A 25,645-nucleotide genomic window follows, 5' to 3' on the forward strand; every position below is an offset into this window, starting at 1 on the left:
CAATCCGAAGACGCGTACCGATTTCTCAGCGTCGATCTTGCAAGCAAGATCGTTACTCACTCGTTGTTCAGTTTTCAAAGATCAAACTTGTTTCACTGCCGTGTGTTGTTCACCTCAGCAACTTTTATATCTTATCACATCCGAACCAACTTTGCAAGCTCTTTTTTTAAGTTTCTTTCGAAGCTTATTTCATTCGCTTGCCGCACCGTGTTTCTCGTGTTTTCTTGGCCGGAATTAGAATATACCATGTACAAAAATAAATTGCAACCCTTAATTAATATTTTTCTATCTCCGTTTTATGAGAACAAATAGAACCGTTATATTCCCCTTCTATTTATAATCAATCTTTGTCTTGCAATCAGACCCCATCTGCTACACTCAATAGATATGACAATGTTGATTATCATTAACTTATAGAGAAAGGGTAGCTCAAGGGATACTTAGTCTTGTATCGCACATATCTATTAGCCTCTATAACAATATATGAAATCAGATTTTAAGAAACTACATCTAATAGATATTAACTCTCTCCATGAGAGATAAGTAGTTACTCGTGTATCTGTTCTTTCATATAAAAGAATAGTTATTGAATAATAAAAGGAGTGGCGTATATTGTTAGCCAACCTCTCACCACCACCTTCTCCCCCTCAGCCCCTGAACCTTCCCATCATAACTGTATCGTAATACCGACCGTCCGCGTGTCGTCGATCCTTTTTCACAGTCCCCTCTATCTCGAAGCCCATCCTTTTGTAAAGCTCCATCGCTTTATCGTTCGTCCCCACCACGTTCAATGTCATCTTCTCAATTCCATTCGTGTCTGCCCAATCTATTGATAGTTCGAGTAGTTTCTTGCCAATCCCGTATCCCCAGCACTCTTTCGCTACACAAACGCCAAATTCAACCTTATGAGAAAATCGCTTTAGATCAACACCTTCACACCTGGAATACCCGACGATTTGTTCCTTTACCATAGTAACGAGAAACAGGTTTCTCTCTTTCTCAGAGTCCAACCGGATTAGTTGTTCAAACCCCGCTGGATCAATAAAGCCTTCACCTTGCTCACGATCCATATACTCGGTTTCTCCATCCATCTGTAAACGAAGTGAAGACAATGCCTCAGCATCCTTTTCCATTGCGGACCTAATTGAATAGGTCAATCCTTTTACGTTAAACTCCTGTTGATCGATGATCATACGTTGTAATCCGTCCAATCTATTTTATTTTGCTTACCCTATTGATGGCTCTACCCCACCTCAGACGGACTCTTGCCCGTAAGCATCTTGAACACCTGACTGAAATAGGTCGCGTTGCGGAACCCAGTCATTTCACTAACCTCGTAGACCATGTAATGCCCTGACTGTAATAGCTCCAGCGCACGTTGAATCCGATACCCATTTACATAACTCACAAAGTTCTCTCCGGTCACCCTCTTGAACAGCTGACTCAAATATTTGGGGTGTACAAACAGTCCCTTGGCAATGGCTTCAAAACTAATCTCTTCAGCATAATGCATTTCGACGTACTGTTTTACCTGCTCCACTAGTTTATTGCTTTTTTTCTCGCCCATTTCTTTACGTATCTGTTCCATCCAGTTTCGAATAATACCATCCATCCAGCATATCAGATCCTGCAGCCCATATTTCGATTGAATTTCCCGCAAAAAGTGGCTCATCGAGAGCGGTGGTGCCAGCATGGGATAATGCCGGTTCCAACTATGAATTAACGTGTCGAACAGGCTCACAGCCACAACCTGCACATCCTGAATACTGGTACCACCCCCTTCTTCCAGCAGATTGCGAAGGTGAACCCATATCTCCTCTGCCAGATCAGTCCTCATACCTGCCCATGACTCACTCCATTGTCGCAGCAATTGCGAGTAATCCGTTGCGCTCGGGGTTAACGCATCTGATGAATCATATCGATATACACGGCTCCCGCCCTGAAACTCTGCTTTCTCTAGCGCCTCTCTGCTCTCCAGATAGGAGTCCATCACTTCGCATAAGTGCTCTTTGGACGTTCCAATACCTGCGCTCATTTCGATTTTGAGATACGTAAAAATCTGATCAATCATCCGTTCAACAATGGACTCAAATTGCTCTAGCGGGTCCTTCTCGTCAAATAGAAGCAGCACTAACACCTGGTCCGAGTAATCCACGATCTCCACCTGGCAGTCGTTTATCTGCGAAGTCTGCTCTTTGACGGTCTCCTGAATAATATCAGCTGCCCCATATCTTAATAGCTGCCAGTCCCTCTCTTTCATCTTTGTCAAAAATGCAGGCCGGTACAACTGTAGACTGATGGCGCGCACTTGAGAGGGTATACGAATGCCCACATAATCCATACGCTCCGCAGATAACTCCTCTTCCCGGTAGCGTGTGGTTAACAGCTCGTGGAGAAACAATTTGCGAAGATAAGGAACCACCCGTCCAATCTCCTGTTTATACGTCCGCTCCAGCTGCTCACGCCGCTCACGCACATCCTCTTCCAGTAGCACCTCACGCAGAACGGACTCAATCTCCTCCACTTCCGCAGGCTTTAGCAAAAAATGATTCACGCCCCAGCGCATGGCCGCCCGGGCATTCTCGAATTCGTCATATCCGCTAAGAATGATGATCGGCAGATGGGGATGGTCCCGCCGCAGCGCCTGCGTGACCTCAAGTCCTGTCATTCCTGGCAAATAGACGTCCGTCATCACAAGATCAGGGCGCAGCTGTTGGAATAGCTTCAGTGCGTCCACGCCATTGGAAGCTGTTCCTGCAATGTGGAGGCCAATGGATGGCCAATCAATATGGTCGGTCAGTGCTTTTACAATATGCGGGTCATCGTCTACGAGCATAATGGTTTTCATTCATTTTCACCGCCCAGCCATAAGTTTAATTGTTCTTCCGTCTCAATACGTGGCAACGTAATGGTCACTTCTACTCCGCCTAATTCACCTGCACATATATCAACGCCGTACCCAGTACCACAATACAATTGAATGCGTTGATGTACATTTCGTATACCAATACCAGTCGTCTCCTCCAGCTTCCAGCCCTCAGGCAAGCCCTGACCGTTATCCTTTATGCAAATGATGACTTTGGGTGGTGGATCGTTGCTCTCCGATTCCCGCATATCCACCTGTATACGAAGTTGTCCTTCCTTCGGCTGCCCATGCATGACCGCATTTTCAATAAAGGGCTGCAAAATGATTTTGGGAATGTAACAACCTCGCACTCTCGGATCAATCTGTTCCTGATAATCAATAGAGAACGGCAGCCGCTCCGACTGAATGCTAACGTAACAACGAGCATGCTCCAACTCATCCCGTACTCGGATGAATAATCTGCCACCGCTCAATCCAATACGCAGCAGTTTGCTGAGTTGAACAATCATGCGGCTGATGTCCTTGGCCTCATAATCGAGAGCACGCCAGTGGATCATGTCAAGTGTGTTGTACAAAAAATGCGGTTTGATTTGCGCCTCCAGTAAACCGGTCTGTGCTTCACGCTTCGCCCGGCTCTCTTCCTTGACCTGCTCCATCAACTCCGTCAACTGTGAAGCCATATGGTTGAATCCATACGCCAAATGGGCATATTCCTCAGTAAACGAAAGCTGAACCCGGGTATTGAAATCCCCCTTCTCCAGTTGCCTCATCCGCTTGATCAACTGACGTAAAGGACGAACAATCCGCCAAACGAACAGATAAGCAAGTACCGCTGAAAATAGTAATCCCAGCACAGCTATTCCAAGGACCTGCCATCCGGCCTGCCTCACAGGAGATAACAGGGTGTGAACAGGGATGGTCTGTACCAGTCGCCACTGAAGCATGGCAGGTCTTGAATACAGAACCAGCTGAGCTCCACCAGGCTTGCCGGAAACCACTTCAAATCCGTCCTGCCCATGTTCAACATGCTCCTGAATCCATGCACGATCGACGACTGGTTCGCTTTCCCCAGCAGCAGCTACATTAGCAGCTACATTAATAGAAGGAAAAATTTTTGAGGCTCCATGAATTAAGCTTGAATCCTCAGCAGAATTCACCCCTAAATTGTCATCGCCCATCTGCATGACGACGTTGCCTGCGGTATCCACCAACAGCACCTGTCCATCCAGCACCATCGGCATATCCGCAAATCTGCGTACAATATCGGCGCGACTCAGGCGAATGAGCACGTAGGCTACCGTACCACCCCGGCTGTCAAAGATTCGCTGGGCGTATCCGATTAGCGATTGGCCTGATTCGTTTTCCCGCAGAGGTACCCAAGCCGCATCCGCATGCTCCAGTGCAGCAAACCATGAATCACCGGCAATCGTATCCACTGAATAGATGCGGTCGGCCATCGTGACAGTGACACCGTTGAAGGCATCCGTATACAGCTCCACTGAGGTAATACCTTCACTGACTACCACCGTATGATCCAGTATTTTGGATACCTCACGCCGTTGGTGGATCTGTGTCAGCCTTCCCGTTCCCTTCGTTTCCAGCAGATTCGACAGCTCACGGTTGCTCGCTAAAGAATAAGCCGTGCCTGTCACACCAGTAATAAAATCAAACCCGCGGCGTGTACTCTCGTTCAGAAGAGCAAGTCGTGCTTTGCTGATCTCGGTAAACGTGACGGCAGAGAACGACTGGTATGCCAGCCAAACAATAACCGAGACGAGCAGCAGGTTAAACGCAATAAAGCAAGTCACCATCAACGTGGAGAGCTTGCTTTGTTGCAGCTTATGATTTAGGAATACAGATAATCTTCGTTTCCGCATGGAATCAACTCGTTTCGTCTTGGAATTACCCTTTAAGCCCAGAGGTAGCGATTCCTTCCACGAAATACTTTTGACACACGATAAAGACGATAAAACAAGGCACCAGTGACAGCACTGACATCGCAAACATCGGGCCCCAATCGGATTGGGAACTGGAATCGAGGAATAGACGTAAGCCCAGCGGCACCGTATATTTGCTGACATCACTCAGATAAATCAACTGGCTGAAGAAGTCATCCCATGTCCACAAAAAGGTAAAGATCATCGTCGTCACCAGCGCCGGAAAGGCCAGCGGGATGATAATTTTGGTATAAATTCGTACAGGACCACATCCATCAATCGTCGCCGCTTCATCCAACTCTTTGGGCAATCCCCGGAAGAACTGGACCATCAGGAAAATAAAGAAGGCATCGGTCGCCAGCCATTTTGGCACTACCAGCGGCAGATACGTATTCACCCATTCCAAATGGTTAAACAGAATATATTGAGGGATCAGCGTCACATGGTGTGGCAGCATGATCGTCATCAGCATTATGCCAAAGCAAATCGCTTTGAACCGAAAATTCAATCTGGCAAAGGCATACGCCGCCATCGAGCAAGAGATGACATTGCCAAGCACAGCGCCCAGCGACAGGACGACCGAGTTGGTCAGAAAACGAGAGAAGGGATTGCCCTGAATTCCTGTCCAGCCATTGATGTAGTTTTGCCAGTTCCATTCTTGCGGCCAAAACCAAGTTTCGGTGAAAATCATATGTCCCGGTTTGAATGAACTGCCCAGCATCCAGAGCACCGGGTACAGCATGACAAAGGCAATGACCGAGATAAGTATATGTTTGGCGACTACCCACGCAGCAGAGTTTCGTTGTCCAATCATGATTTTCCACCATCCTCATAGTGCACCCACAGCTTGCTGCTGCGGAATACCAGCAATGTAAAGACACCGATCAGGATCACCAGCACCCAGGCCATGGCGGATGCATAACCCATCTGGAAGAACGAGAACCCTTTTTTGTACAGGTATAGAGAGTACATTAATGTTGAATTGACTGGCCCCCCGCTGCCGTTACTGATGACAAAAGCCTGAGTAAATGATTGGAAGGAGGTAATCAGCTGCATCACGAGATTGAAAAAGATAACCGGCGACAGAATCGGCAGTGTGATATAAAAGAATCTCCGGAGTGGGCCTGCTCCATCAACGGCGGAAGCTTCGTCATACTCAGGTGGAATCTGCTTCAATCCTGCCAGGAAAATAATCATCGACGATCCGAACTGCCATACGGACAGCAGTACGATCGAATACAGGGCATAATTCGGGTTGGCGACCCAATCGGGTGCCTTAATGCCGACCATGGCAAGCACCCCATTAAGCAGACCGTCACCGCCCAGCATTTTGCGCCACAGCATCGCAATCGCGACACTGCCCCCAAGCAGGGTTGGAATGTAATACACCGTACGGTAAATGCCAAGCCCACGAATGCCCTTGTTCAACAGCATCGCCACCAGCAGGGCAAAGATCAGCTTGATCGGTACGGATACGGCGACATACGTAAATGTGACTTTGAGCGATTGGATAAACAGTTTATCCGATGTAAACATCGTGAAGTAGTTATCCAGACCGACCCAGGAAGGGGCGGCCAGGATACTGTAGTCTGTGAACGAAATGTATAAGGAAACGAGCATCGGCCCAAGTGTCAGAAATAATAAACCAACCAGCCATGGGGCCAGGAAAAGAAGCGCTGCTCCATTATGGGCATATTTCCGTTTCACCCGCCGGGCTGTCACACGCTCGGTTCGTGCTTGACTGACCTGTGTTGTACTCATCTTCGCAACCTCCCCGCGGAATATGAAGTCTGGAACCGTTCAAGTGTTATTGACTTGATGCAAGTGTCGCCTTGGCCCCTTCAATGAACTGGGCAATCACATCCGGTGTGTTGTCTTGACCAAAGGCAATCTGCTCGCTTGCACTCTTGAAGCTGGTATCCACTTCGGAAAATCCTTGCGGGTATGGCGGATCAATTTCACTGGAGTTTTTCGATACCACATCGATAAATTGGAAGATAGCTTGCTCCGCTTCTGGCAGTGTAGGCTGCATCTTCTCACGGATGCTGGCATTGACGGGTACTCCGCGTTCCGAGCCTAGAATGGCGGTAGCTTCGGGATCATTTACCATGAAGTCGATAAACATTGCCACTTCCTTCGGATGTTTCGTTTTGGCATAACCGGACAGGAACTGACCTGCTTTCAGGTATTCACCGATTTGCTTTTCACCCACACCGTGCGGAAGCACTTGTATCCCAAGCTTATGATCCTGGTTTTTGTTAACCTGCTGGAACGTCAGCAATTGGTTAGACCAGGCAAAGTCCATGGCAGCTGTACCAAGTGAGATCGGGCGTGTCTCCAGTGCATTCGTAGTGGACGCCGTCACTTCTGCGGAGGTAGCACCCCCGTTCTCACGAAGCGCCCCCCACATGTCAAACCATTGCTGAAGCTCCTCGCTGGTCGCTGTCAACGTCCCGCCATCAAATAGTCCCTTGCCTGTTTGCCGGATAAATACCTCAAACATGTTAGTAGTTCCGGATACATCGGCCGAACCGTAGAAACCGTCACCCTTCTCTGCTGCAATCTTGGCAGCTACGTCACTAAAATCTTTCCACGTCCAGCTTTCCTGCGGCTCCTCGATTCCGAGCTCCTGGAATACGGTGGCATCATAGATGACACCTGGCGCATTTACACCCAATGTAATGGCGTATAATTTATCGTCAATCGATCCGGCTTTGAGCATGCTCTTATCATGATCCTCGGTGCGCAGCTCCTTGCTCTCTGCGTATGGGGTCAGGTCAAGCAATGCACCACGCCGGGCAAAATCGGTTAGAAAAGCGTAATCCATCTGAATGATATCCGGTGCATTTGAACCGGCTACCTGTGTGGTCAGCTTGTCAAAGTATCCGTCCCAACCGGAATATTCCGGCTTGATAGTAATGCCAGAGTGTTTTTCTTCAAACAGCTTAATCACTTTGGTCGTAAGATCGTGTCGAGTCTGTGATCCCCACCAAGTCATACGAAGTTCAATATTGCCGGAAGTTCCCCCTTCTTCTCCTTCATTGGATGAAGCAGATGGTCCTGATGACCCTCCGGAACAGGCTGTAGCGAACATTAACAGGGATAGGCAGAACAAGGTTACCCACTTTTTGGTATTCAACATGAATGAATTTCCTCCCCTTTAGCTTTTATGGAATCGCTTACAAAAACTATTGTAACGGCCTATGGCTGCTCATGACATAAACAAAAGTAAGCTTTCCTGTCAAAAAAGTAAGGGGTTGGGACAAATGTCCATTCAATTGTCTTCAATATTCTTAGTGATTAAATAACCACCAGGAATGACGCTCCCAGTGGTTATTCATATATACTGCATTCCTCGTGCCGCGTACTCTACTTCGCTCCATCTCACCAGTGGTCATCCAGCCGTCTGCAATGAAACGTTAGAGTAGCTATCATGTGAGATTTCGATCAAGGTATCCTGTAGTTTTACTGACACTTTCAGGATTGCGTCACAGCAGTTGATGACACCTTAGGCTGGGCCAGATGTTTCTTCATCTTCGCCACTTCGGTTCCTGCCAGCATCATAATGCCAATACCGTGATTGTCATTCGTTACCGTGAGCAGGTCCTTATTGTAATATTCTGCAGTAAAGGCATATCTCGAACCACTGCATACACCATGTACATTACCCTGACGATCAATCGCTTTACGGGTTAATCCGTTCCAGGCCCGCTCAGCCGCTTCAATGTAACGTTCAGGTTGATATAACCAACCAAAACGTACTCCCCGTGCAAAACCATAAGCAAACATCGCTGTACAGGAGGCTTCCTGGTATGTTTCCGAATCATTCAATACCTGATGCCACAATCCACCCTCTCCTTGCAGAGCTGCATATCCTTCACATAATTCATTAAAGAAGGCAATTAAAGTCGGGCGCTCCGGGTGCTCTGTCGGCAAAGCTTCCAATACCTCAGACAGCGAAAAAAGCGTCCAACCATTTCCCCGTCCCCACGGAATTTGTGTCGCCTGTCCATATTTAAAATCGTATACGTGGGACATGATCTTGAATTCAGGCATGAACAGATATTTCCGATACAATAAAAATTGTCTAGCAGCTTCATCCAGTGCTGAATTATTTCCCGTCAGTCGGGCATACCGCACAAGAAACGGAGTGCTCATATAAAGGTCATCTGCCCACATCGTATTCTCGGCAAATTCACCGATACACTCACGGTAAAATGCACCGTCCTCCTGTCGCTCCAACCGGGTCAACATAAAATCTGCAATTCGATCGGCAATCGGCAAAAACGTCGGCTCCTGACATTCGGAATAGGCTTCCAGCATGGCTGAGCCAAAGGAGCCACAGTTATCCAGCATTTTCATCATAACCAGCTGCTGGTTAACCGCTGGGAAACCATACTGCTCCCGATCCCATAATGAGTACTCATCCATACGGGTACACGCCTGCACATGTTCTGACGCATAACGCGTAATGTCGGGCCGCTGCAAATAACGTCCAGTTTGCAACAGACCATATACGGTGACACCTAAAGGATAGTCCCAGCGACCATAGTTGGTTACACTGCCTACGGTCCATTTGTTACTGAGCATTGCATTTTCATAATAGGGGCGTATCCACGCATCCGGTCTGTCCAATCGCCAATATATGCGTTCCTTCCGTGTATGTTGGCTTCCCATTTCTTCTGGGTTATCGTTCAATACACTTCCTTTAAACACCCGATCAGTACGCATTAGATCCTGCAAATCAGGTTCTACGTCCTCCGATTCAAAAGGTCCTAGATATAGCCACGGCTCTCCAGAAGCTCCGTGCACACGCTGGGGAAGCTCCAGTTCCAATTGCTCTCCATTCACCGTTGCATTTATTACAAAATTCCATGGCTCGGCCGTATCGCTACATTCACTGCAAACCAACAGGTCGTTCCGTCCAAAAGATCCGGTTATGTTCGACTCGAATGGACCCGCTTCCTTCAATTGCACTGCCGATACACCGTTCAGCCATATATTCAGTGGTCCGGAAGATTGACCAGACAAACGGATCGGGCAATCACTTGAATCCCTGTTGATTAACCGTGTCCACGCATAGACTTGCTGACCTTGAAGATGTCCGTATATTCTCTCCAGGGATGGTTGCGTCTGTTTCTCCTCTGACCATTGCGCGTCAGGCAGCCAATCTAGTCTGTGATCCTCTTCTGACCCGAGCAGATTCCATTCCGGATGATTCTCCTCCGAACTTATCGGTTTGGAATACACCCATCCGGCCTGTCCCTGTCTCTCCTGGAAAGGAGCAAGCACATTCAGAATACGCACTTTCCCCTCGTCCGAGCCAAACTGGCATCCAAAGCCCGCAGGTGTATACTTCATCTCCAGCAACAACATATTCCATCCCGGTTTAATGTCGATTCCCAGTTTCACAGTCGCGTCCAGGTTGATCTCATCCATGACCGTGGAGCGATATACCAATTGCTCGTTAAAATAGAAGCGAACCGGTCCATAACAGCGGATCAGCACATCCAGATTTCGATCTTCATCCCCCCATACCAGCGCTGCGGCATAAGAAATCTGACCTTTCTGTGCATCAGGGAAACGTTTACTCAAATTCAGATCATACAGACCCTTCTCATTTTGCAAAATACCAGACTTCTGAAATACGCGATATACAAAATCAGCCTGCGCGTTGGCACCTATATACCTCTCTGCCAGCACCTTCAGCACCTGATCCTGATCTTCTCCGAATCGATAGTACATACTCTGCGGTTCACTGAAATACGTTGTCATTGAATGCCCACATTCCTCTCCCGATGGAATACATAGGTATAGCGCTTAACCTTTGTGAGAAAATCCCTTTTTGGTGAACGTTGATGATCCTCGTTTATCTTTGGAATAGCCAAATAATAAACCAAGTATAACTGACCTGCTTCCCGGTGGCTACAGATTTTTGATTACGCTTACAAATAAATAATTGTATTGTCAGTCTGACGATAAGACAAAACAACGGACTACATCGTTGTAGTCCGTCTCATGTAAATTAAAATTATCCGAAGATGTCAAATTTAACGAATAGCTTCTCTGTTTCTTCATATACAGATTTGGTTAATCCTTCGCCGTCAGCATCTACACGAATGATTAAATCATATTGACCTCTTGTCTCATTCATCTTATTTCCCAATTGCAAAATAATAGGTGTGCCGGGTTCTACATTTACTTTAAGCTTAAGCGTATGACCATCATTACTGATCTGACTGCTATCTATTGTATAATTCTCACCATCAATTTGGTATGAATCATCTATGCTAAACTGGAACGCATCGGTCCAATACTCGATGGTGCCATCCATAAATTCTTCCCCTACATCGTAGTTTAGAGAAAATGGATTATTTCCATATTGAACTTGAAGATACTTTGTTTTAGAGTTGCTTGAGTCGAAGCCAAACTTACTGGAACCTATAGTCGGCACGTCTACTGGCATTTCTCCGTTTACAAGCGTAAAAGTAAATACATGCGCCGCATCTTTAGGAGACTCATTACCTGCTGAATCCTTGGCAGTAACCACAAATGTGTAGTCTCCTGGAGTCAAATTTTTCAATTTGGTAAGCGCAAGTGAACCATCCGATTTGCTTTTGGCAAGGGGAATTCCTTCTTCCAACTCTCCTTCATCCACGACTTCATTCGTATTCGCATCAGTCCAACTATAGAAAGTTACAACGGCTCCTTCTTCACTTACTGCTCCAGAATCCCCCTGAACTTGATCCCAGGTTCCGCTGTAATTATCGATAATGCTAAATTTGCTTACATCCACCGTTGGTGCTGTTGTATCCGCAGGTACAGATGGATTCATGTTCCCGCTGTCGCTACTTCCACCTGATGAGGACCCGCTATTATTCGAACTGGTAGATGGAGCCGGAGTAGGCACGGGCGTTGGTGTTACCTCTGGTGTTGGTGTTGGCGTAGGCACTGGTTCAGGTTGCGGACCTGTAGTTTCTTTTATCGTTTGCAGCAATCGGGAAGCCGTCAATGCTGCAGCTTGACGATCCGCTTGCAAAGCCGGTTTGAACATGTTGTTTTGATCTCCGATAATGTATCCGGCTTCTAGTGCCGCTCCAACCGCATCTTTTGCATATTCCGAGATGCTTGTGCTGTCCTTAAACGTTAACGAAGCAGCTTTGCCCGTTACGTCTGTTCCCTTCGCTCTCATCAGGGTTACGACCATATCCTGTCTGGATAATGTCTGACCGCTCCCGAATTTCCCGCTTCCCATGCCTTTAAATATACCTGCTTGATGTACCGCTTCAACAGAAGCATAGGCATAGCTGGTCACAGGAATATCTGTAAATGTCGGATTGGATGGGACGTTATTGGTTACATCCAGTTTTAACGTTTTGGCAACTAGGATGGCAAAATCCTGTCTGGTAATCATACCGGACGGATTAAATCGACCATCACTGAATCCGGCGATAATTCCTTCATTTTGCAACTCTACAATGGCATCCTTGGCGTAGGATTTATCGATATCGGTAAATGATACTGCGGCGTTAGCCTGTGTCGTCCACAAAGGTGTTGTCAACAAGGACGCCGCGAGAATCGAGCTGATGAAATGATTTTTTTCAAAAGAATGCTCCTCCAGTATGAAGTAAGTTCGTGTCATTCCAACGCAAAATCCAATCGAGGATCTTCCTTAAATAATATGGACATGTACGATAATGCACATTATATAGAGAGGCTCTGAACCGATTCTGAACAAATCGCCTTATTTCGGGTATTGGCTTTAAAATTAAAAAACCTCCGACTGCACTTTCCTTATAAGGAAGTGAGCGGAGGCTTTCGTTTTATTTTGATAAAAAATTGTGTACAAGGCTGACCTACTGTTAAATTTCCACAGCTACGCCATAATGGTCAGAGACCACAGGGCCGTTCTTTCCGTTGAGAACTACCGTCGAAGACTTCGCCTGTACCGGACGATTCGAGAAAATATAATCAATACGCAGATCTCGTTTGTTATCCGCCCATCCGGCAATGGCTTTGACCACGGTTGCACCGTCATCCTTTTGCACAGCTGTCGTGTACAGGTCATTCCAGCCCTTGCTCATCATATAATCGTAGCCTTCCTCACGTACTTCCGCGACATTATTGAAATCACCCATAATATACAGCGGCTGGTCCATATATGGAGCGAGCTTGCTCTCAGTCAGTTCCCACTGCCCCTTGAAAGGCTCTTGTTCATCATCCCACCAGTTATAGTGTCCATTCACAAACCAGATTGCTTCACCTTGTACTTCAGTCTGAACACCTACAATTTTGCGTGTGCGGTAGTTGTCGTAATCGCGCATATGGGATACATATTCACCAAAAGCCTGTGTAATTGGCGTCCGGCTCAGGATGGCCAGCCCTTCATCGTATTTTTGGAAACCGACGTGGGCCGGAATCCATGTCCAGTAATAGGTTTCGGTCAGTTGCGTAAGCAGAACGTAGGCGTAGTTGTCTTTTTTGATCACAGCATCCGATTCCGTGGAAAAGTAATGTTTCAGTTCCTCCGCGGATAGCGCTGCTTCATGCATGGATTGGTTGACCTCCTGCATGGAGATGACATCAAATTGATGTGTATTGATAAAATCAGCCAGCTGACTGATCTTGTTCAGTTGGTCTTCTTCTGCCCAAGCGTGTGTATTTAACGTAAGTATTTTCATTATGCACTCTCCTGTTGTTTGAAATTAAGCCGAATCCCGGCCTGTATCGTTCCTGAAAGGAATACATACGCTAAGCATACACAAGACGAGCCTATTATGCATGGTCCAAGTTCTCAGAACCGATGCACGGAGCACACGATAACTGATATGATGGATACATAAAATGAACACCATTACGTCAAGACGTGGTGATTACTGAACCTATGATTTCCCCAGGAGATGGAATGATGAACATACCTATTGACATGAACATGGATGATGCGCAGTGGCAACAGTTGATCAGGCAGGTCGCTGAACATTTTAACAACCTGACGATTATGCGCGGATTCCAATATTATAAACAGAAACGTGTCGGCCCATTAACCTACACCGAACAAAATGGAATTTTGGCTAAAGTACAAGGCTCCGATGATTATGAGGTAACGCTGAGTTTGCAATCGTTGAACACCAGTCACTGTACCTGTCCGGTTCGTTCTCATTGCAAACATATGATAGCCGTTCTAATGAGTTATGCGGAGCAACTGGGGCGACCTGTACACGGCATTGTGAACGCCCACTCCAGTACAGCACTGAAACAAGCTCCAAAACCTGCTGTTATAGCGGCTTCCGGACGTTCGGATTACGCAGCGCACGAAGAGGATCTCACTATCCCTGTTAACCAGTATAGCCAGATCAAGGATCGTGCAACGGAACTTGCAGAACTTGAAATCACGGAGTGGCATGAGCTGTTTCGAGCATGCCTGAAACGACTCGGGATAGGCACGCCAAGTAAATCATACGTACAGGCCGCAGCGGACGAGCTCTATTCCATCAAACCTAAGCTGTCCGCTGGCATGGACCAGTTATTTGAACTGCATGTTCAGTTATACCTGATTCGCTTCTGTGTGCCTGGCCGCAATTCAATCACACATACACCGGTGTATCTGAGCTATCCTGCTCAACTTGCCGTGGATGCGCTCCAGAAAGGGTTGGAACAGATCTTTAGCCGTCCGTTGGATCTCTCCGGTCTGAAGGGCACGAAGCTTGAACAACTTTGGAACAGGCTTGAGGAAACCTCGGCTTACCTGCGTACGCAGATGATCTCCGAGACATCCAGCATGCTGTTCTTTACTCCGATTTATCGACAGCTTTGGTTAAGCTGGATTGTGCCTCATCTTCAGCAAAACCGGAAAACGCTGGAGTCAGAGCTGGCATTTCTACAGGAAATGGAGGACGGCCTGACTGCTGCTTCTAAACCCGCCAAGCCTGGTGAGAGCGTGCTGAGCGTAGCGAATCTGACGGAAAACGGGCGCAATGCGCCGATTAAATCTGTCACGCTGCCCTTGCCGCTGGTATTGGCGCAGAGCTGGATGCATTTCCATTTGGGACAAGATGAACAGGCTTGGCAGCGGTTGATTAGCGGAGGCTCGGCATATGGCATCCCGCCGGAGCATCTGCTGCATTTTCTTCATGTGCTTGCAGATTCTTCAGACTGGAAACGGCTAGGCGAGTGGTTAGTACAGCTTGGACCTCTGCTCGCGAACCGACGGAACTCCCCTCTGAATGATTACATGCAGTTGTGGGACACAGCCATTCATCATCTGCCTGATGTAGAGCACCGCATGTGGGACACATTGGTCAGCATGCTGCCTCATTCCCGGCCAGCTTATGAAGAAGCAATGCATTCCCGGGGACAGTGGCGGCGGTGGATTGATTTTCAACTGAGCACGGAGACAGAGCCGCTAGAATTCCGGGTAGCGGTGCTACAGCCGATTGAAAAGGATGCACCCGAACTGCTTTTGCCTTTCTACCATCAAGCAGTGGATCGTTATATCGGACACAAAAACAGGGACGGATACAAAGCAGCAGTGAAACTGTTGAAGCGTCTGTCCAAAATTTATAAAAAATTGAAGCAGGAAGAACATTGGGAGCAGTTTATCACCACATTGGCTGTTCGCAACAGCCGACTGCGCGCCCTGCAGGAAGAGCTTCGGAAAGGTAAGTTGATCTCATGAGCCTAATGCACCCTTACACCGAAACAATTGAGGTCCATGTTGCATTGACAGGATACGGGGACGCCTTGTTCTATGGAGCGCTGAACACCCATCACTTTGTATCGGGACAATCGCTCAAGCAGCGATTATTTGCTTGGCATGCCCCTTCTTTCTACGGTACAGAACTTGAAACAAGACAGATCGAAGAAATTGAACTGGTCGTACTGCCTGCGGAAGAAGTGATTCCTTTCTTCAGCGAAATGAACACCCTTCTACACATAGAATGGAAATGGGACGAGCAGGCAGAGCATTTGATCCGGCTGGCCCCGGTACTCGCAGCATCGATTGAGAATCGTAAATACATCCCTAGCTTCACCGCATTTCGTACCGGACAACTGCAATGGACCTGGGACCCGGACAGCTTGAAAAAGCAGGATCGCACCACTCTTGGCAAAGCTCTGGAACAAACGGATGAGAGCTACGCCGAAGGGCTGAGTGCTGCCTTTTCCGCTTCCGTGTTCCAGCGATGGTACAGTACGGAGGAAGCGGCCACCGATCTGCGGCGAGAATTCCCGCAGTTGTTTCCACAAAGCGGAACAGCTCCGCAAACAGCCGGCATGGATGCCCAATCCTGGCTGGTGTCCATCGGCTGGAAAGCAGACGCAGCCCCATTCCGTCCACTCCTGCAATTGCTGGAGCCGGAAGATGATGAACCGGCTTGGCGGCTACGGCTGGTATTGCAGAACAAACTGGATGCAGCCGTACTCGTTCCCGTGAGGCTAGATTCACGTGGCCGGTTGGAAGGTGAATGGCCTGACGTGTGGACGCCGTTCATCCTTGATCGTTCGGGAGGATGGCTGGAGCAGCTGCGTGCACATCTGCCCCGAATTCGCCGCGCTATCAGTGGCAGTCGGGATGTGCTCAGTGATCCATTGGAAGATCAGGATGCTTGGCTGTTCCTGACGCAAGACAGCGGACGACTACTCGAAGCTGGCTGGCAAGTGCTGCTTCCGGGTTGGTGGGAAGCTGCACGCAAGAAGAAACCCAAGCTGCGTGCCAAGGTGAAACCGGATGAAGGCAGTGAACGGGGACAGTCGTTCTTTGGACTGGACTCGATCATTCATTTTGACTGGCGTATTGCGATTGGGGATACGGATCTCAGCGAGGAAGAATTCGCTGATCTCGTAGCCCGTAATGAACGGCTGGTCCGCTTCCGTGGAGAATGGGTTCCCCTTGATCCGGCCTTGCTTGAGCAGATTCGCCGGGCCATGGGCGGTGTGGATCAGGAACAGGGGCTATCGTTTCAGGATATTCTGCACCTGCATCTGCTGCATAATGAGCAGCGAGAATATCGCAACCAGAAACGCAAGGAAGGACAAGAAGAGGAAGAAGAACAGCCACAATCCAACGAGAACATTCGACTTGAGGTGGAACTGAACGAACACCTGAACCGGGTAATTGCACAGCTTGGCGGCGGGCAAGGCGGCGCTCCTTCCCTGCCTATTCCGGAAGGATTGCATGCTGAGCTGCGTTCTTATCAAAAAGAAGGTTTCGCATGGCTTGGATTCCTGCGTAGATTCGGTCTCGGGGCTTGTCTTGCGGATGACATGGGACTGGGAAAAACGATACAGTTCATTACGTATTTACTTCATCTCAAAGAGCATGAGCAGCGCTTGCCTGGGCAGGCCCCGGCCCTTCTCGTCTGCCCCACTTCCGTATTGGGAAACTGGCAAAAAGAAATCAGCCGCTTCGCGCCTTCAATTAACGTCAGTTTGCATTACGGGGCACGAAGACTGAGCGGAGAAGAGTTCCGGGAACAGACTGAACAGGTAGATATCATCATTACCTCCTATGCAACAGCTACTCTGGATCAAGAGATGTTGCAGTCATATACGTGGGCATCCATCTGTCTGGATGAGGCGCAAAATATTAAAAATGCCCAAACGAAGCAGTCCATGGCAGTACGCAGCTTCCCGGCAAAACACCGTATTGCACTGACTGGTACGCCGATTGAAAATCGGCTGTCCGAGCTGTGGTCCATCTATGATTTTATTAATCCAGGCTATTTGGGCAGCGCGCGGGCATTTCAGACTCGCTTTATCAGTGCGATCGAGAAGGATAAGGACGAGCAACGCATGCAAGATTTGCAGCAGCTCGTGAAGCCATTCATGCTGCGCCGCAAGAAGAAAGATCCGAATATTCAACTCGATCTGCCGGACAAAAATGAGATGAAAACCTACATTCACCTTACGGGTGAGCAAAGTGCACTGTATGACCAGTCCGTTCAGGAACTGATGGACAAAATGAAAGAGCTGGAAGGCATCAAGCGCAAAGGTGCGATTCTGTCTGCCTTAACCCAGCTCAAGCAGTTGTGTGATCATCCCCTGCTGCTGACCAAAGAAGCCTTGCCGGAAACGATCTCCTCGGAAGGCTCTGTAACAGAGTATGACCTGTACAGTCCACAGGATATGGCCATGCTGATCAGTCGCTCCGCGAAGCTGGAACGACTGATGGAACTGGTCCGCGAACTACGGGATGAGGGCGAACGGTGCCTGATTTTCACACAATACATCGGCATGGGACAGATGCTGCAACAAGTATTGAGACAGGAGTTGCAGGAACCTGTGCTATATCTGCATGGGGGTACGTCCAAGACTGGAAGGGATCGCATGATTGATGAGTTCCAGTCCCGGACGTTGCCTCCGGCAGAGCAGCCGTCGGTCTTTATTCTATCCATCAAAGCAGGCGGCGTGGGCTTGAACCTGACCGCAGCGAATCATGTATTCCACTTTGACCGCTGGTGGAACCCTGCCGTGGAAAATCAGGCTACAGACCGCGCCTATCGGATGGGACAGACGAAGGATGTTCAGGTACACAAGTTCATCTCGCTGGGCACACTTGAAGAACGCATTGACGAGATGCTGGAGAGTAAACAGCAGCTCAGCGACAATATTATCACCAGCTCTGAAAACTGGATTACCGAGCTGTCGACGGATGAGCTGAAGGATCTGTTCACCCGGCGCCGCGACTGGTCGGGTTAACTCCAGACTGGGTTGATGCAACATACGCAACCTTGTAAATAGTAGAATACAAAAAGAGCGAAGTGTCGGAAATGCATTCCGTCTTCGCTCTTTTTTTTACATTCCTAGCGCATGTTTCCGATGATAGACGATCTTGAATCCTGCATTTTCTTGATGAAGTTAGTCATCACATCAAAGGCTTCATTGCGTTTGTTGGACAAAGACTGCACACGCAGCATATCCATCTGTAGTGAATTGCCCATCGCATCAATTTGGTTTTTCAGCTTTTGAACTTGGGCAGTATCCCCGTTCTGAATAGCTGCCTGCAATTGTGCGTTCAGCTCTGCAATCGCTTGATTGCGATTTTGAACTTCTTGAATTTGTGCCTGTAATTGGATATCCAGCAATTTCGTGCGTTCTTGCTGAACCATCATCAAAGCTGTTTCGATGTCCATGCTACTCAAATGAATGCTTGAGACAGAAGGTACCGTAGATACACTTGCAGCAGAAGCAGAAGTTACAACGGATACAGCTGCGATGGCAGCAATAACTGTGGAAGAAATGACTTTGCTTGATTTTTTCATAACGTACACCTCCTTTTATATTTGTAGATACCCCCCATTAACTGGCATCTTTCGACATCATATATCGAAGGTCCTAGATCCTACAACCTATAATTGCGAAGTTGAGACTAAATTGATACAGATTGATGGGTAGTTCTACAGAAAAATGTGGTAATTCCCTAAGATGAAAAAAGTGAGTTGCTGTGCTACAATAGAGGAATTGTGCATTCACAGACAGACATGTGGGTAAGGACTTGAATCTATCCCGATTCATTCATATTTATCCATGACCATGCTGCCATTCTAGGGAGGTTTATGGAACAATCATGCTCATTATTGGTATCGCCGGAGGAACCGGCTCCGGTAAAACGACGGTAGCTCGCTCCGTCATAGACCGTCTTGGATCAGGAAAAGTGACTTTCATATCCCAAGACAACTATTACAAAGACCAGTCGCAGCTCACCCCTGAGCAACGTCGACTCACCAATTACGATCATCCGTTTGCATTCGATAATGATCTGTTAATTGAGCATCTTACCCTGTTAAAACAAGGACAAACGGCATATGCTCCCGTATATGACTTCACCATAGATAACCGTGCCGCTGATGAAACGGTTGAACTGGCACCGAACCATATCGTTATTGTGGAAGGACTGCATGTCCTGATCGATGAACATCTGCGTGCCCTTCTGGATATCAAGGTATTTGTTGATACGGATTCCGACGTACGTATTCTGCGCAGAGTACTGCGGGATATGGAAGAACGCGGCCGTACGATTCAATCCGTGTACAAACAATATCTCGAAACCGTCAAACCGATGCATGATGCTTTTATCGAGCCTTCCAAAAAGTATGCAGACATCATCATTCCCGAAGGTGGACATAATGAAGTCGGCATTCAGATGTTATCCATCCTGACTGAGAAATATCTGACTGGTGAAAAGTGGAATGGCGCATAATTTAATATGATGTTGCTGCATTAAGCGCTCTGCCCCGCTCACTTCCCAGTGGGACAAAAACGGGCATCGCTCATACAATATCACCACTAAAATCCAGGTTGCGATTAGCGCAATCTGGATTTTTTGGTTATTTCTATTTTATAATGGACTCCATAGCTGAAAGGAGACATCACAACATGGCTACTTTTGAAGAGTTTATACAGCATGATATCCGCGTTGGTACAGTGGTAGAAGCCGAACCTTTTCCAAAGGCACGCATGCCTGCCATTAAAATGACCATCGATTTCGGCCCACTTGGCCTTAAACGTTCGAGCGCCCAAATTACGAAACGTTATACCCCCGACATGATGGTAGGCAAGCAGGTTATTGCTGTAATCAATTTCCCGCCGCGCCGAATTGCAGGTTTTGTATCCGAAGTACTGGTGCTTGGCGGCGTGCCTGGCGAAGGTGACGTTGTATTGTTAACGCCGGACCAGACCTTACCGAACGGAACACCGATTGCCTGATTTTTTATCATATCGCTATTCCTGTCTTTTCAAATGTTTGGAAATCGGTTATTCTTGAAGTACAATATTGAACTAAATAGGACTGACACCTTAAAGTATAAGGCTATGAATCTTCGGATTCGTGGCCTTTTTTTGCATTTTTCGAGGTTAAATGGGTCCTGAGGAGGATATCTGCACACCTGGAGTGGATGGAATTTATTGAAAAATAATGCCAAAAGCCTATTTTTACATGGTAGAATATTGATGATTATGACAAATTTAGTATCTAGCAGTGTGAAGCAGTGGCGTACATACACAAAACAGGCAAACGAGAATCGAGAGGAGCAGTATTCATGAAAAAGATGATGATTTCCGGGGTAACCGCATTGGCATTGTTGACAGGGGGGATTGTAGGTATGGGAGGAATCGGAAGTTCGGTAGAAGCCGCTCAGGCCACACTAAAATTCAAAGATGTCCCATCTACACACTGGGCCGCTGCGGCGATCAATTCGGCAGTGGAGCAAGGATATTTTAAAGGATATGCAGATGGAACATTCAAACCAAGCTCGCCTGTCACCAAGGCAGAAATGGCAAGTATTCTGGGGCGCCTTGCAGAGCAGCCTGATGCCACCATTCAAGAACAAAACAACTTCACAGACGTACCGGACTGGGCAAAAAACGGCGTTTCCATCGCGATCCAAAAAGGATTCATAAGCCCTTCCAAATACAATGGGAAACTGGATGCGCAAGCGGCACTCCAACGTGGAGAAATGGCCTCATGGTTAACGCAAGGACTGACTGCGGTTGATCCTGAGTACAAACAAGCACTATCTGATGTAACCAACACGGTTGTGCCTGTGAAAGAGTACTTTACAGGTAAGCTGGCAAGCTCGCAAAAAAATGCGGTTGCGGTTGCCCTGGGTACGGGATTGATGAGCGTCGCAAACGATAAAACCTTCGGTACGGATCGTACGACAACACGGGCTGAGGTTGCTGTTCTCATTGCTCGTTATGCATCCGTTGCTAAAACTAAACCTTCGGACTACAAGGATTTGAATGAACTTCGCCAAGTTGGTTTGACTGGAACAAACATAAACATTATTGCGCCTAAATATAAGAAGACACCAGAGAAAAAGGTCTCACCAAACGTTGATTACAGCGAGGTTACAGACGACTTCTCGAAAGTTCGCAATAAAAATATTATTACAGATACTAAATATGCCGATCTCAAGATAAAGAATTGGATTATTATTAATACCTTTGCGAAGGGTTCTGAAAGAAGTATTTATTATCCTGTTTTTGTGGATGAAGGATTCACTCTCTTACGGGGAGCATACTTTTCTTTTGCAGAAGTTGAATTAAACGTAAAAAGTTCTACTATGAATACACTTCAAGCTGGAAGTTTACTTAATTCAGCAACAATTAATCCTATGAACTCTCCAAAAACAGATGCATTTGCTGCATATGCTGGGCCTAGTATTAATGATGTCACAAAAAATAGAGGTATATTCGCTGTTAATAATCCAGTTTACTGGAGTGTAGGACTTTTGCATTTCGATAAAGAGATAATTTCGGATGTCAGCCTTGTGACCAAAGAAGGTCCTACCTACAGCGTAATAGCCACAGATTAGAGGGGATAAGGTTTGGGACAAAAAACATCTGTTAAAAAAGTGATGTTGTTCGTGCTGTCACTTGTAGTATTTGTATCATCAGTAACTCAAGTCCATGCAGGTGGAGGGCCAGGAACTAAACCTGAACTGAAAACATTTCATATGGAGCCTTCTACACCTGCGAAGTCACAAAAAAAGGTAATCCCTGTTGAAGGAACAAAGAAAACCAACATTGGTGTATATATTTACCAGATTGATAACCTAAAATGGAAAGTTGATGGTCAATGCAACAACATCGAACTAGAAAACGATCGCACTAAAAACCTTCCGGTATCTTCAACAATCTGTGTCGACCTTAATTTGAACAAAGATGTTTATATTCCGACTGAGTACTTTGATAAAGCAGGTGAAAAGCGTTCTACTGCAGAAATAACTGATAAGTCTAATGAGCCTCACTACATGGATAATACAGCCTATTATTTTCCAGGAGAACCCATTCTGGTTTCTGTTGAATCGTTTACTGGTCGTAACACAAAATTCACCACGCAAATTGGTGGCGCAATTGCACCTATCAAAACTGAGGAATATAATCCACCCAAATGGAATGCTGACTATCAATTTAACACAGATTTATATTGGAAAGCATTAGCCGAGATCACCAAAGAAATCAATCTGACAAACGGTGGACAACTTCAACTTAAAGAAAAAAAACAATTAAATGCAACAGTTAAAACCAAAACAGGTGATGGAAGCTTTGGTGCTGAAACCAATGTGAATAGTGGCAATGGTAAAACAACATGGACCTCTTCCAACCCTTCAGTGGCTACAGTAAGTTCATCTGGCCTCGTTTCAGCTGACGCTAAAGGGACAACAACTATAACAGTATTGTGGGAGAAGGATGATTTCGAGTTAACTACGACTACAGTTGTGGGTGTAGAGGAAGATCCAGGCGATGATGGTGGTAACAACGGGGGTGGCGGATCCTGTACACCAAATATCGGACCACCTTCTCAAGGAACCACGATGAACATGAGTGATTTGGATCCGAATGCGAATGGAGTAATTAAAGCAGATAATAGAGGCGCTGAAAAATTCGATGTGTTAAAAGGTATCCCTACATCTGAAGCTTTGTACACCAATGCATTTGCAGACAACTACCTGTTCAAACAAGCATGGGCCAAAATGACGGGGAAAACAACGTATAATTGTAACGTTACGATAACCTATGTCAGAGAATGGACTATACCCGGTCCAGAGGTTTGTCCACCTAAAGGAGCTTGTTCCCCTGGCCCACCAATTAAAACAGGGGATAGCGTAACTCAGCCTTACAACTTCCAGATCACAAGGGACTACTCTTACTGGAAAATTAACAACCTTGAAGTGTACAAGATTGCTAAAGCAACGATGAAAAATTACGCTTTACCTGGTGAAACGGTCACGATGACGCCTTCAGGATACATACCACCAACTTTAGAGTCCAAAAATGATGAAGCTGTAGAAAGACATGTAAAGCCGGGCCAAACGAGTGCAATCTCATATACGCCACCCAAATTAACAGGTGGTTTGAATTCACCCCCGGATGTGCCTGATGATACTTCTCGATTAAAAGGAATGGCCGAGTCAAACACACCTCAGAGTAAAGTGAATAATGACTTAGTTAAATTCAATAACACCAAGATTATGGATGATGCAGAAACAACCAAAGATGGCCCAATCCCAACGAATATTCCTAATCCAACGACCATCGGACAGGATGTTCTGTATAAGTCCAATAACATGATCAGCAATACACTCCTGAATAAAGAAAATACGACCAGTTCTGGTGAGATCCATTACGATTTAATACCGGGTAACGTAAACGGTGGTTCAAACAAAGTGTTACCGATTAATAGCATCAACACCGTTACGGTTCATACCCCTGTCGTCAACTATGCCTTAGTCTCGGATGATCAACCACACAATCAGAAGACGATTCCAGATACCACTCGTTCAGCACTGATTCTGGAACGACCATTTATCGTGCGTATTCCCACATCAGGACAGCATTTGGACGTAGCAAGTTACCCGGGCTATGGCAAGCGCGACTATGCCAAATATTATCGCATCAAGCAGGTTCGCTTCTCGTTTGATGTCTATAACGCAGACCGGAGCCAGTTTATCCCCACCAATACTTGGGTGGATATTCCGGTGAATCAGTTGGATACCACCTTTTATCTACCGGTGTGGGTGGATGAGGGAAACTACCAAGTTGAATTCCGCAATATTGCGGAGAATGCACCAGCGACATTCACTGAGCAACCGGATGCCAACACCAATCTGGCGCACCATGTCTCCTCAGATACGATCCCTGTGGAAGTCATCGGACGCTTGTATGATTTTCACGTCACCGATATATCGGACTATAACTGGGAAAATGTATTTCGCAAGCAGCTTGGCAGCTCGGAACCTACGGGGGTTAGCTATTGGACAGGATTAAATCGTATTGATGGGGATCCACGAGGAACTCTGGCACCGTTCGTATTGCCTATACGTCCAGGCAGCCATCCGGTTCAAGGGTTCCGCAATGCGGCTGTGAAAACCGGATACCACATCAAGTTTGACCTGAAAACCAAAGGCAACATGTTTGGTAAACAGGATGGTGTTCGGATCACACCGACCTTCTATTTCGTGAGTAAAGATGGCTCCTCGCGACAGGAAGTGGATCTGTACTACCATCGGGGTCAGGAACAGCTGATCCGTATCGGATCTGCGGAGGATTTGGAGAAGCGGTTTGTCGTTCTTAATTCGCGTCTACGGAATGTACCCGGCAAGGAGCTTGGCGATACTGCGCGTTACCAGTATACCTATGAGCTGACAGCCGAGGAACAGAGTCAAACTACACTGGCTGATTTTATGGTCCAACTGGTGGATCAGACTTCTCACCAGAAAACCTGGGTTGGACGCTATGACTGGATGATCCTGTCGGCTCCAATCCGCACATTAATTGGACCAAAGACAAACATCCCTACTGGGGTGAATGCGGACCGAGCCAATGCCGCCATCCAGCGTTGGTATGGGGAATATAGTCTTCCGGCAGATGTCTACGCCGTGCCGAAGGGAACCAATCTTGAACCGCTTGCCAGACAAAATCAACTGGATGAAAAGTCCGCTGTATTTCTAAAGAACGGTTATATCGTGGTTAACTTCAATCTGGAGACAGTAAGGAATGGCAATACGGATGCGCCGCATTTACAATACATTCATGCACCATTAATGAATCAGTGGCAAATGGAGGGCTTCAGTAGCATTCCTGTAGACAGCCAAGGCAAAATATGGCCTGTAAAGGATGGCGATGTGGTCTTTTACCACGCAGATCAGTCCAGCCGGAACGATTTCCAATCCCAAGTACCGCATTAATCATCAAAATAAGGGTTGCTTCATAAGTCATGAACATGACTTTGCAGCAACCCTTTTGAATTTAAACTTTCGAACTTCATCAAGACATCTATCTCGTGATTCAGTGATTTTATAAAAAATATCGTATCAAAACCACCTTCCGATAAAGTTGAAGG

16 protein-coding genes are annotated in these 25,645 nt (G+C 46.9%); 6 read left to right on the forward strand and 10 right to left on the reverse strand.

Annotated features, from left to right (window positions below; translation table 11 throughout):
• Nucleotides 1–647: 647 nt before the first annotated feature.
• The 9 genes from BLS14_RS29255 to BLS14_RS29295 all read right to left on the reverse strand — a co-directional run bounded on the left by BLS14_RS29255 (nt 648) and on the right by BLS14_RS29295 (nt 13,484).
• Nucleotides 648–1,193, reverse strand: coding sequence for a GNAT family N-acetyltransferase (locus BLS14_RS29255; protein WP_090955316.1), 546 nt, complete (start codon nt 1,191–1,193; stop codon nt 648–650).
• 50 nt (nt 1,194–1,243) lie between these two features.
• A complete protein-coding gene (locus BLS14_RS29260; protein WP_090955318.1) occupies nt 1,244–2,848 on the reverse strand; it encodes a response regulator in 1,605 nt (534 codons plus the stop codon).
• On the reverse strand, nt 2,845–4,743 hold the full coding sequence (locus BLS14_RS29265) for a sensor histidine kinase (protein WP_090955320.1): 1,899 nt from the start codon (nt 4,741–4,743) through the stop codon (nt 2,845–2,847). The genes BLS14_RS29260 and BLS14_RS29265 overlap by 4 nt, the downstream gene beginning before the upstream one ends.
• Before the next feature lie 25 nt (nt 4,744–4,768).
• Nucleotides 4,769–5,617 carry a carbohydrate ABC transporter permease gene (locus BLS14_RS29270; RefSeq protein ID WP_090955322.1) on the reverse strand — a complete coding sequence of 283 codons (849 nt, stop codon included), beginning with the start codon at nt 5,615–5,617 and terminating at the stop codon, nt 4,769–4,771.
• Entirely contained in the window at nt 5,614–6,564 is a 951-nt protein-coding gene (locus BLS14_RS29275) for a carbohydrate ABC transporter permease (protein WP_090955324.1), read from the reverse strand. Before BLS14_RS29275 ends, BLS14_RS29270 begins: the two co-directional genes overlap by 4 nt.
• Before the next feature lie 46 nt (nt 6,565–6,610).
• The gene (locus BLS14_RS29280) at nt 6,611–7,945 is read right to left on the reverse strand and encodes an ABC transporter substrate-binding protein (protein WP_090955326.1); all 1,335 of its coding nucleotides are present in this window, start codon (nt 7,943–7,945) and stop codon (nt 6,611–6,613) included.
• Between the two features lie 335 nt (nt 7,946–8,280).
• Complete coding sequence (locus tag BLS14_RS29285) at nt 8,281–10,578, reverse strand: glycoside hydrolase family 88/105 protein (protein WP_090955328.1); 2,298 nt, start codon at nt 10,576–10,578, stop codon at nt 8,281–8,283.
• A 256-nt stretch (nt 10,579–10,834) separates the two neighbouring features.
• On the reverse strand, nt 10,835–12,445 hold the full coding sequence (locus BLS14_RS29290) for an S-layer homology domain-containing protein (protein ID WP_090955330.1): 1,611 nt from the start codon (nt 12,443–12,445) through the stop codon (nt 10,835–10,837).
• A gap of 220 nt (nt 12,446–12,665) precedes the next feature.
• The gene (locus BLS14_RS29295) at nt 12,666–13,484 is read right to left on the reverse strand and encodes an endonuclease/exonuclease/phosphatase family protein (RefSeq protein ID WP_090955332.1); all 819 of its coding nucleotides are present in this window, start codon (nt 13,482–13,484) and stop codon (nt 12,666–12,668) included.
• 227 nt (nt 13,485–13,711) lie between these two features.
• Between BLS14_RS29295 and BLS14_RS29300 the strand changes: the two genes are divergently transcribed.
• Both BLS14_RS29300 and BLS14_RS29305 read left to right on the forward strand, forming a co-directional pair.
• A complete protein-coding gene (locus BLS14_RS29300; protein WP_090955334.1) occupies nt 13,712–15,478 on the forward strand; it encodes an SWIM zinc finger family protein in 1,767 nt (588 codons plus the stop codon).
• 5 nt (nt 15,479–15,483) lie between these two features.
• Complete coding sequence (locus BLS14_RS29305; RefSeq protein WP_090955405.1) at nt 15,484–18,498, forward strand: DEAD/DEAH box helicase; 3,015 nt, start codon at nt 15,484–15,486, stop codon at nt 18,496–18,498.
• Between the two features lie 104 nt (nt 18,499–18,602).
• Here the strand turns inward: BLS14_RS29305 and BLS14_RS29310 are convergent, their stop codons facing one another.
• Nucleotides 18,603–19,061 (reverse strand): hypothetical protein, encoded by a 459-nt coding sequence (locus BLS14_RS29310; protein ID WP_090955336.1) that lies wholly within the window; start codon nt 19,059–19,061, stop codon nt 18,603–18,605.
• Between the two features lie 305 nt (nt 19,062–19,366).
• Here BLS14_RS29310 and udk point away from each other — a divergent pair, with 305 nt between their 5' ends.
• The 4 genes from udk to BLS14_RS29330 all read left to right on the forward strand — a co-directional run bounded on the left by udk (nt 19,367) and on the right by BLS14_RS29330 (nt 25,490).
• Entirely contained in the window at nt 19,367–19,999 is a 633-nt protein-coding gene (gene udk, locus BLS14_RS29315; RefSeq protein ID WP_063566443.1) for a uridine kinase, read from the forward strand.
• Nucleotides 20,000–20,175: 176 nt separating this feature from the next.
• On the forward strand, nt 20,176–20,505 hold the full coding sequence (gene csaA / locus BLS14_RS29320) for a chaperone CsaA (RefSeq protein ID WP_090955338.1): 330 nt from the start codon (nt 20,176–20,178) through the stop codon (nt 20,503–20,505).
• Between the two features lie 332 nt (nt 20,506–20,837).
• Complete coding sequence (locus tag BLS14_RS29325; protein ID WP_090955340.1) at nt 20,838–22,115, forward strand: S-layer homology domain-containing protein; 1,278 nt, start codon at nt 20,838–20,840, stop codon at nt 22,113–22,115.
• A 12-nt stretch (nt 22,116–22,127) separates the two neighbouring features.
• Entirely contained in the window at nt 22,128–25,490 is a 3,363-nt protein-coding gene (locus BLS14_RS29330) for a DUF5704 domain-containing protein (RefSeq protein ID WP_256336742.1), read from the forward strand.
• Nucleotides 25,491–25,645: the final 155 nt, after the last annotated feature.

It is taken from the genome of Paenibacillus sp. OK060 (assembly GCF_900101205.1).
Lineage (GTDB): Bacteria > Bacillota > Bacilli > Paenibacillales > Paenibacillaceae > Paenibacillus > Paenibacillus marchantiae.

Coding starts and splice junctions, on each gene's coding strand:
- BLS14_RS29255 (WP_090955316.1), bottom strand. CDS start 1,193: ATGATCATCGATCAACAGGAGTTTAACGTAAAAGGATTGACCTATTCA.
- BLS14_RS29260 (WP_090955318.1), bottom strand. CDS start 2,848: ATGAAAACCATTATGCTCGTAGACGATGACCCGCATATTGTAAAAGCA.
- BLS14_RS29265 (WP_090955320.1), bottom strand. CDS start 4,743: ATGCGGAAACGAAGATTATCTGTATTCCTAAATCATAAGCTGCAACAA.
- BLS14_RS29270 (WP_090955322.1), bottom strand. CDS start 5,617: ATGATTGGACAACGAAACTCTGCTGCGTGGGTAGTCGCCAAACATATA.
- BLS14_RS29275 (WP_090955324.1), bottom strand. CDS start 6,564: ATGAGTACAACACAGGTCAGTCAAGCACGAACCGAGCGTGTGACAGCC.
- BLS14_RS29280 (WP_090955326.1), bottom strand. CDS start 7,945: ATGTTGAATACCAAAAAGTGGGTAACCTTGTTCTGCCTATCCCTGTTA.
- BLS14_RS29285 (WP_090955328.1), bottom strand. CDS start 10,578: ATGACAACGTATTTCAGTGAACCGCAGAGTATGTACTATCGATTCGGA.
- BLS14_RS29290 (WP_090955330.1), bottom strand. CDS start 12,445: ATGACACGAACTTACTTCATACTGGAGGAGCATTCTTTTGAAAAAAAT.
- BLS14_RS29295 (WP_090955332.1), bottom strand. CDS start 13,484: ATGAAAATACTTACGTTAAATACACACGCTTGGGCAGAAGAAGACCAA.
- BLS14_RS29300 (WP_090955334.1), top strand. CDS start 13,712: ATGAACATACCTATTGACATGAACATGGATGATGCGCAGTGGCAACAG.
- BLS14_RS29305 (WP_090955405.1), top strand. CDS start 15,484: ATGCACCCTTACACCGAAACAATTGAGGTCCATGTTGCATTGACAGGA.
- BLS14_RS29310 (WP_090955336.1), bottom strand. CDS start 19,061: ATGAAAAAATCAAGCAAAGTCATTTCTTCCACAGTTATTGCTGCCATC.
- udk (WP_063566443.1), top strand. CDS start 19,367: ATGCTCATTATTGGTATCGCCGGAGGAACCGGCTCCGGTAAAACGACG.
- csaA (WP_090955338.1), top strand. CDS start 20,176: ATGGCTACTTTTGAAGAGTTTATACAGCATGATATCCGCGTTGGTACA.
- BLS14_RS29325 (WP_090955340.1), top strand. CDS start 20,838: ATGAAAAAGATGATGATTTCCGGGGTAACCGCATTGGCATTGTTGACA.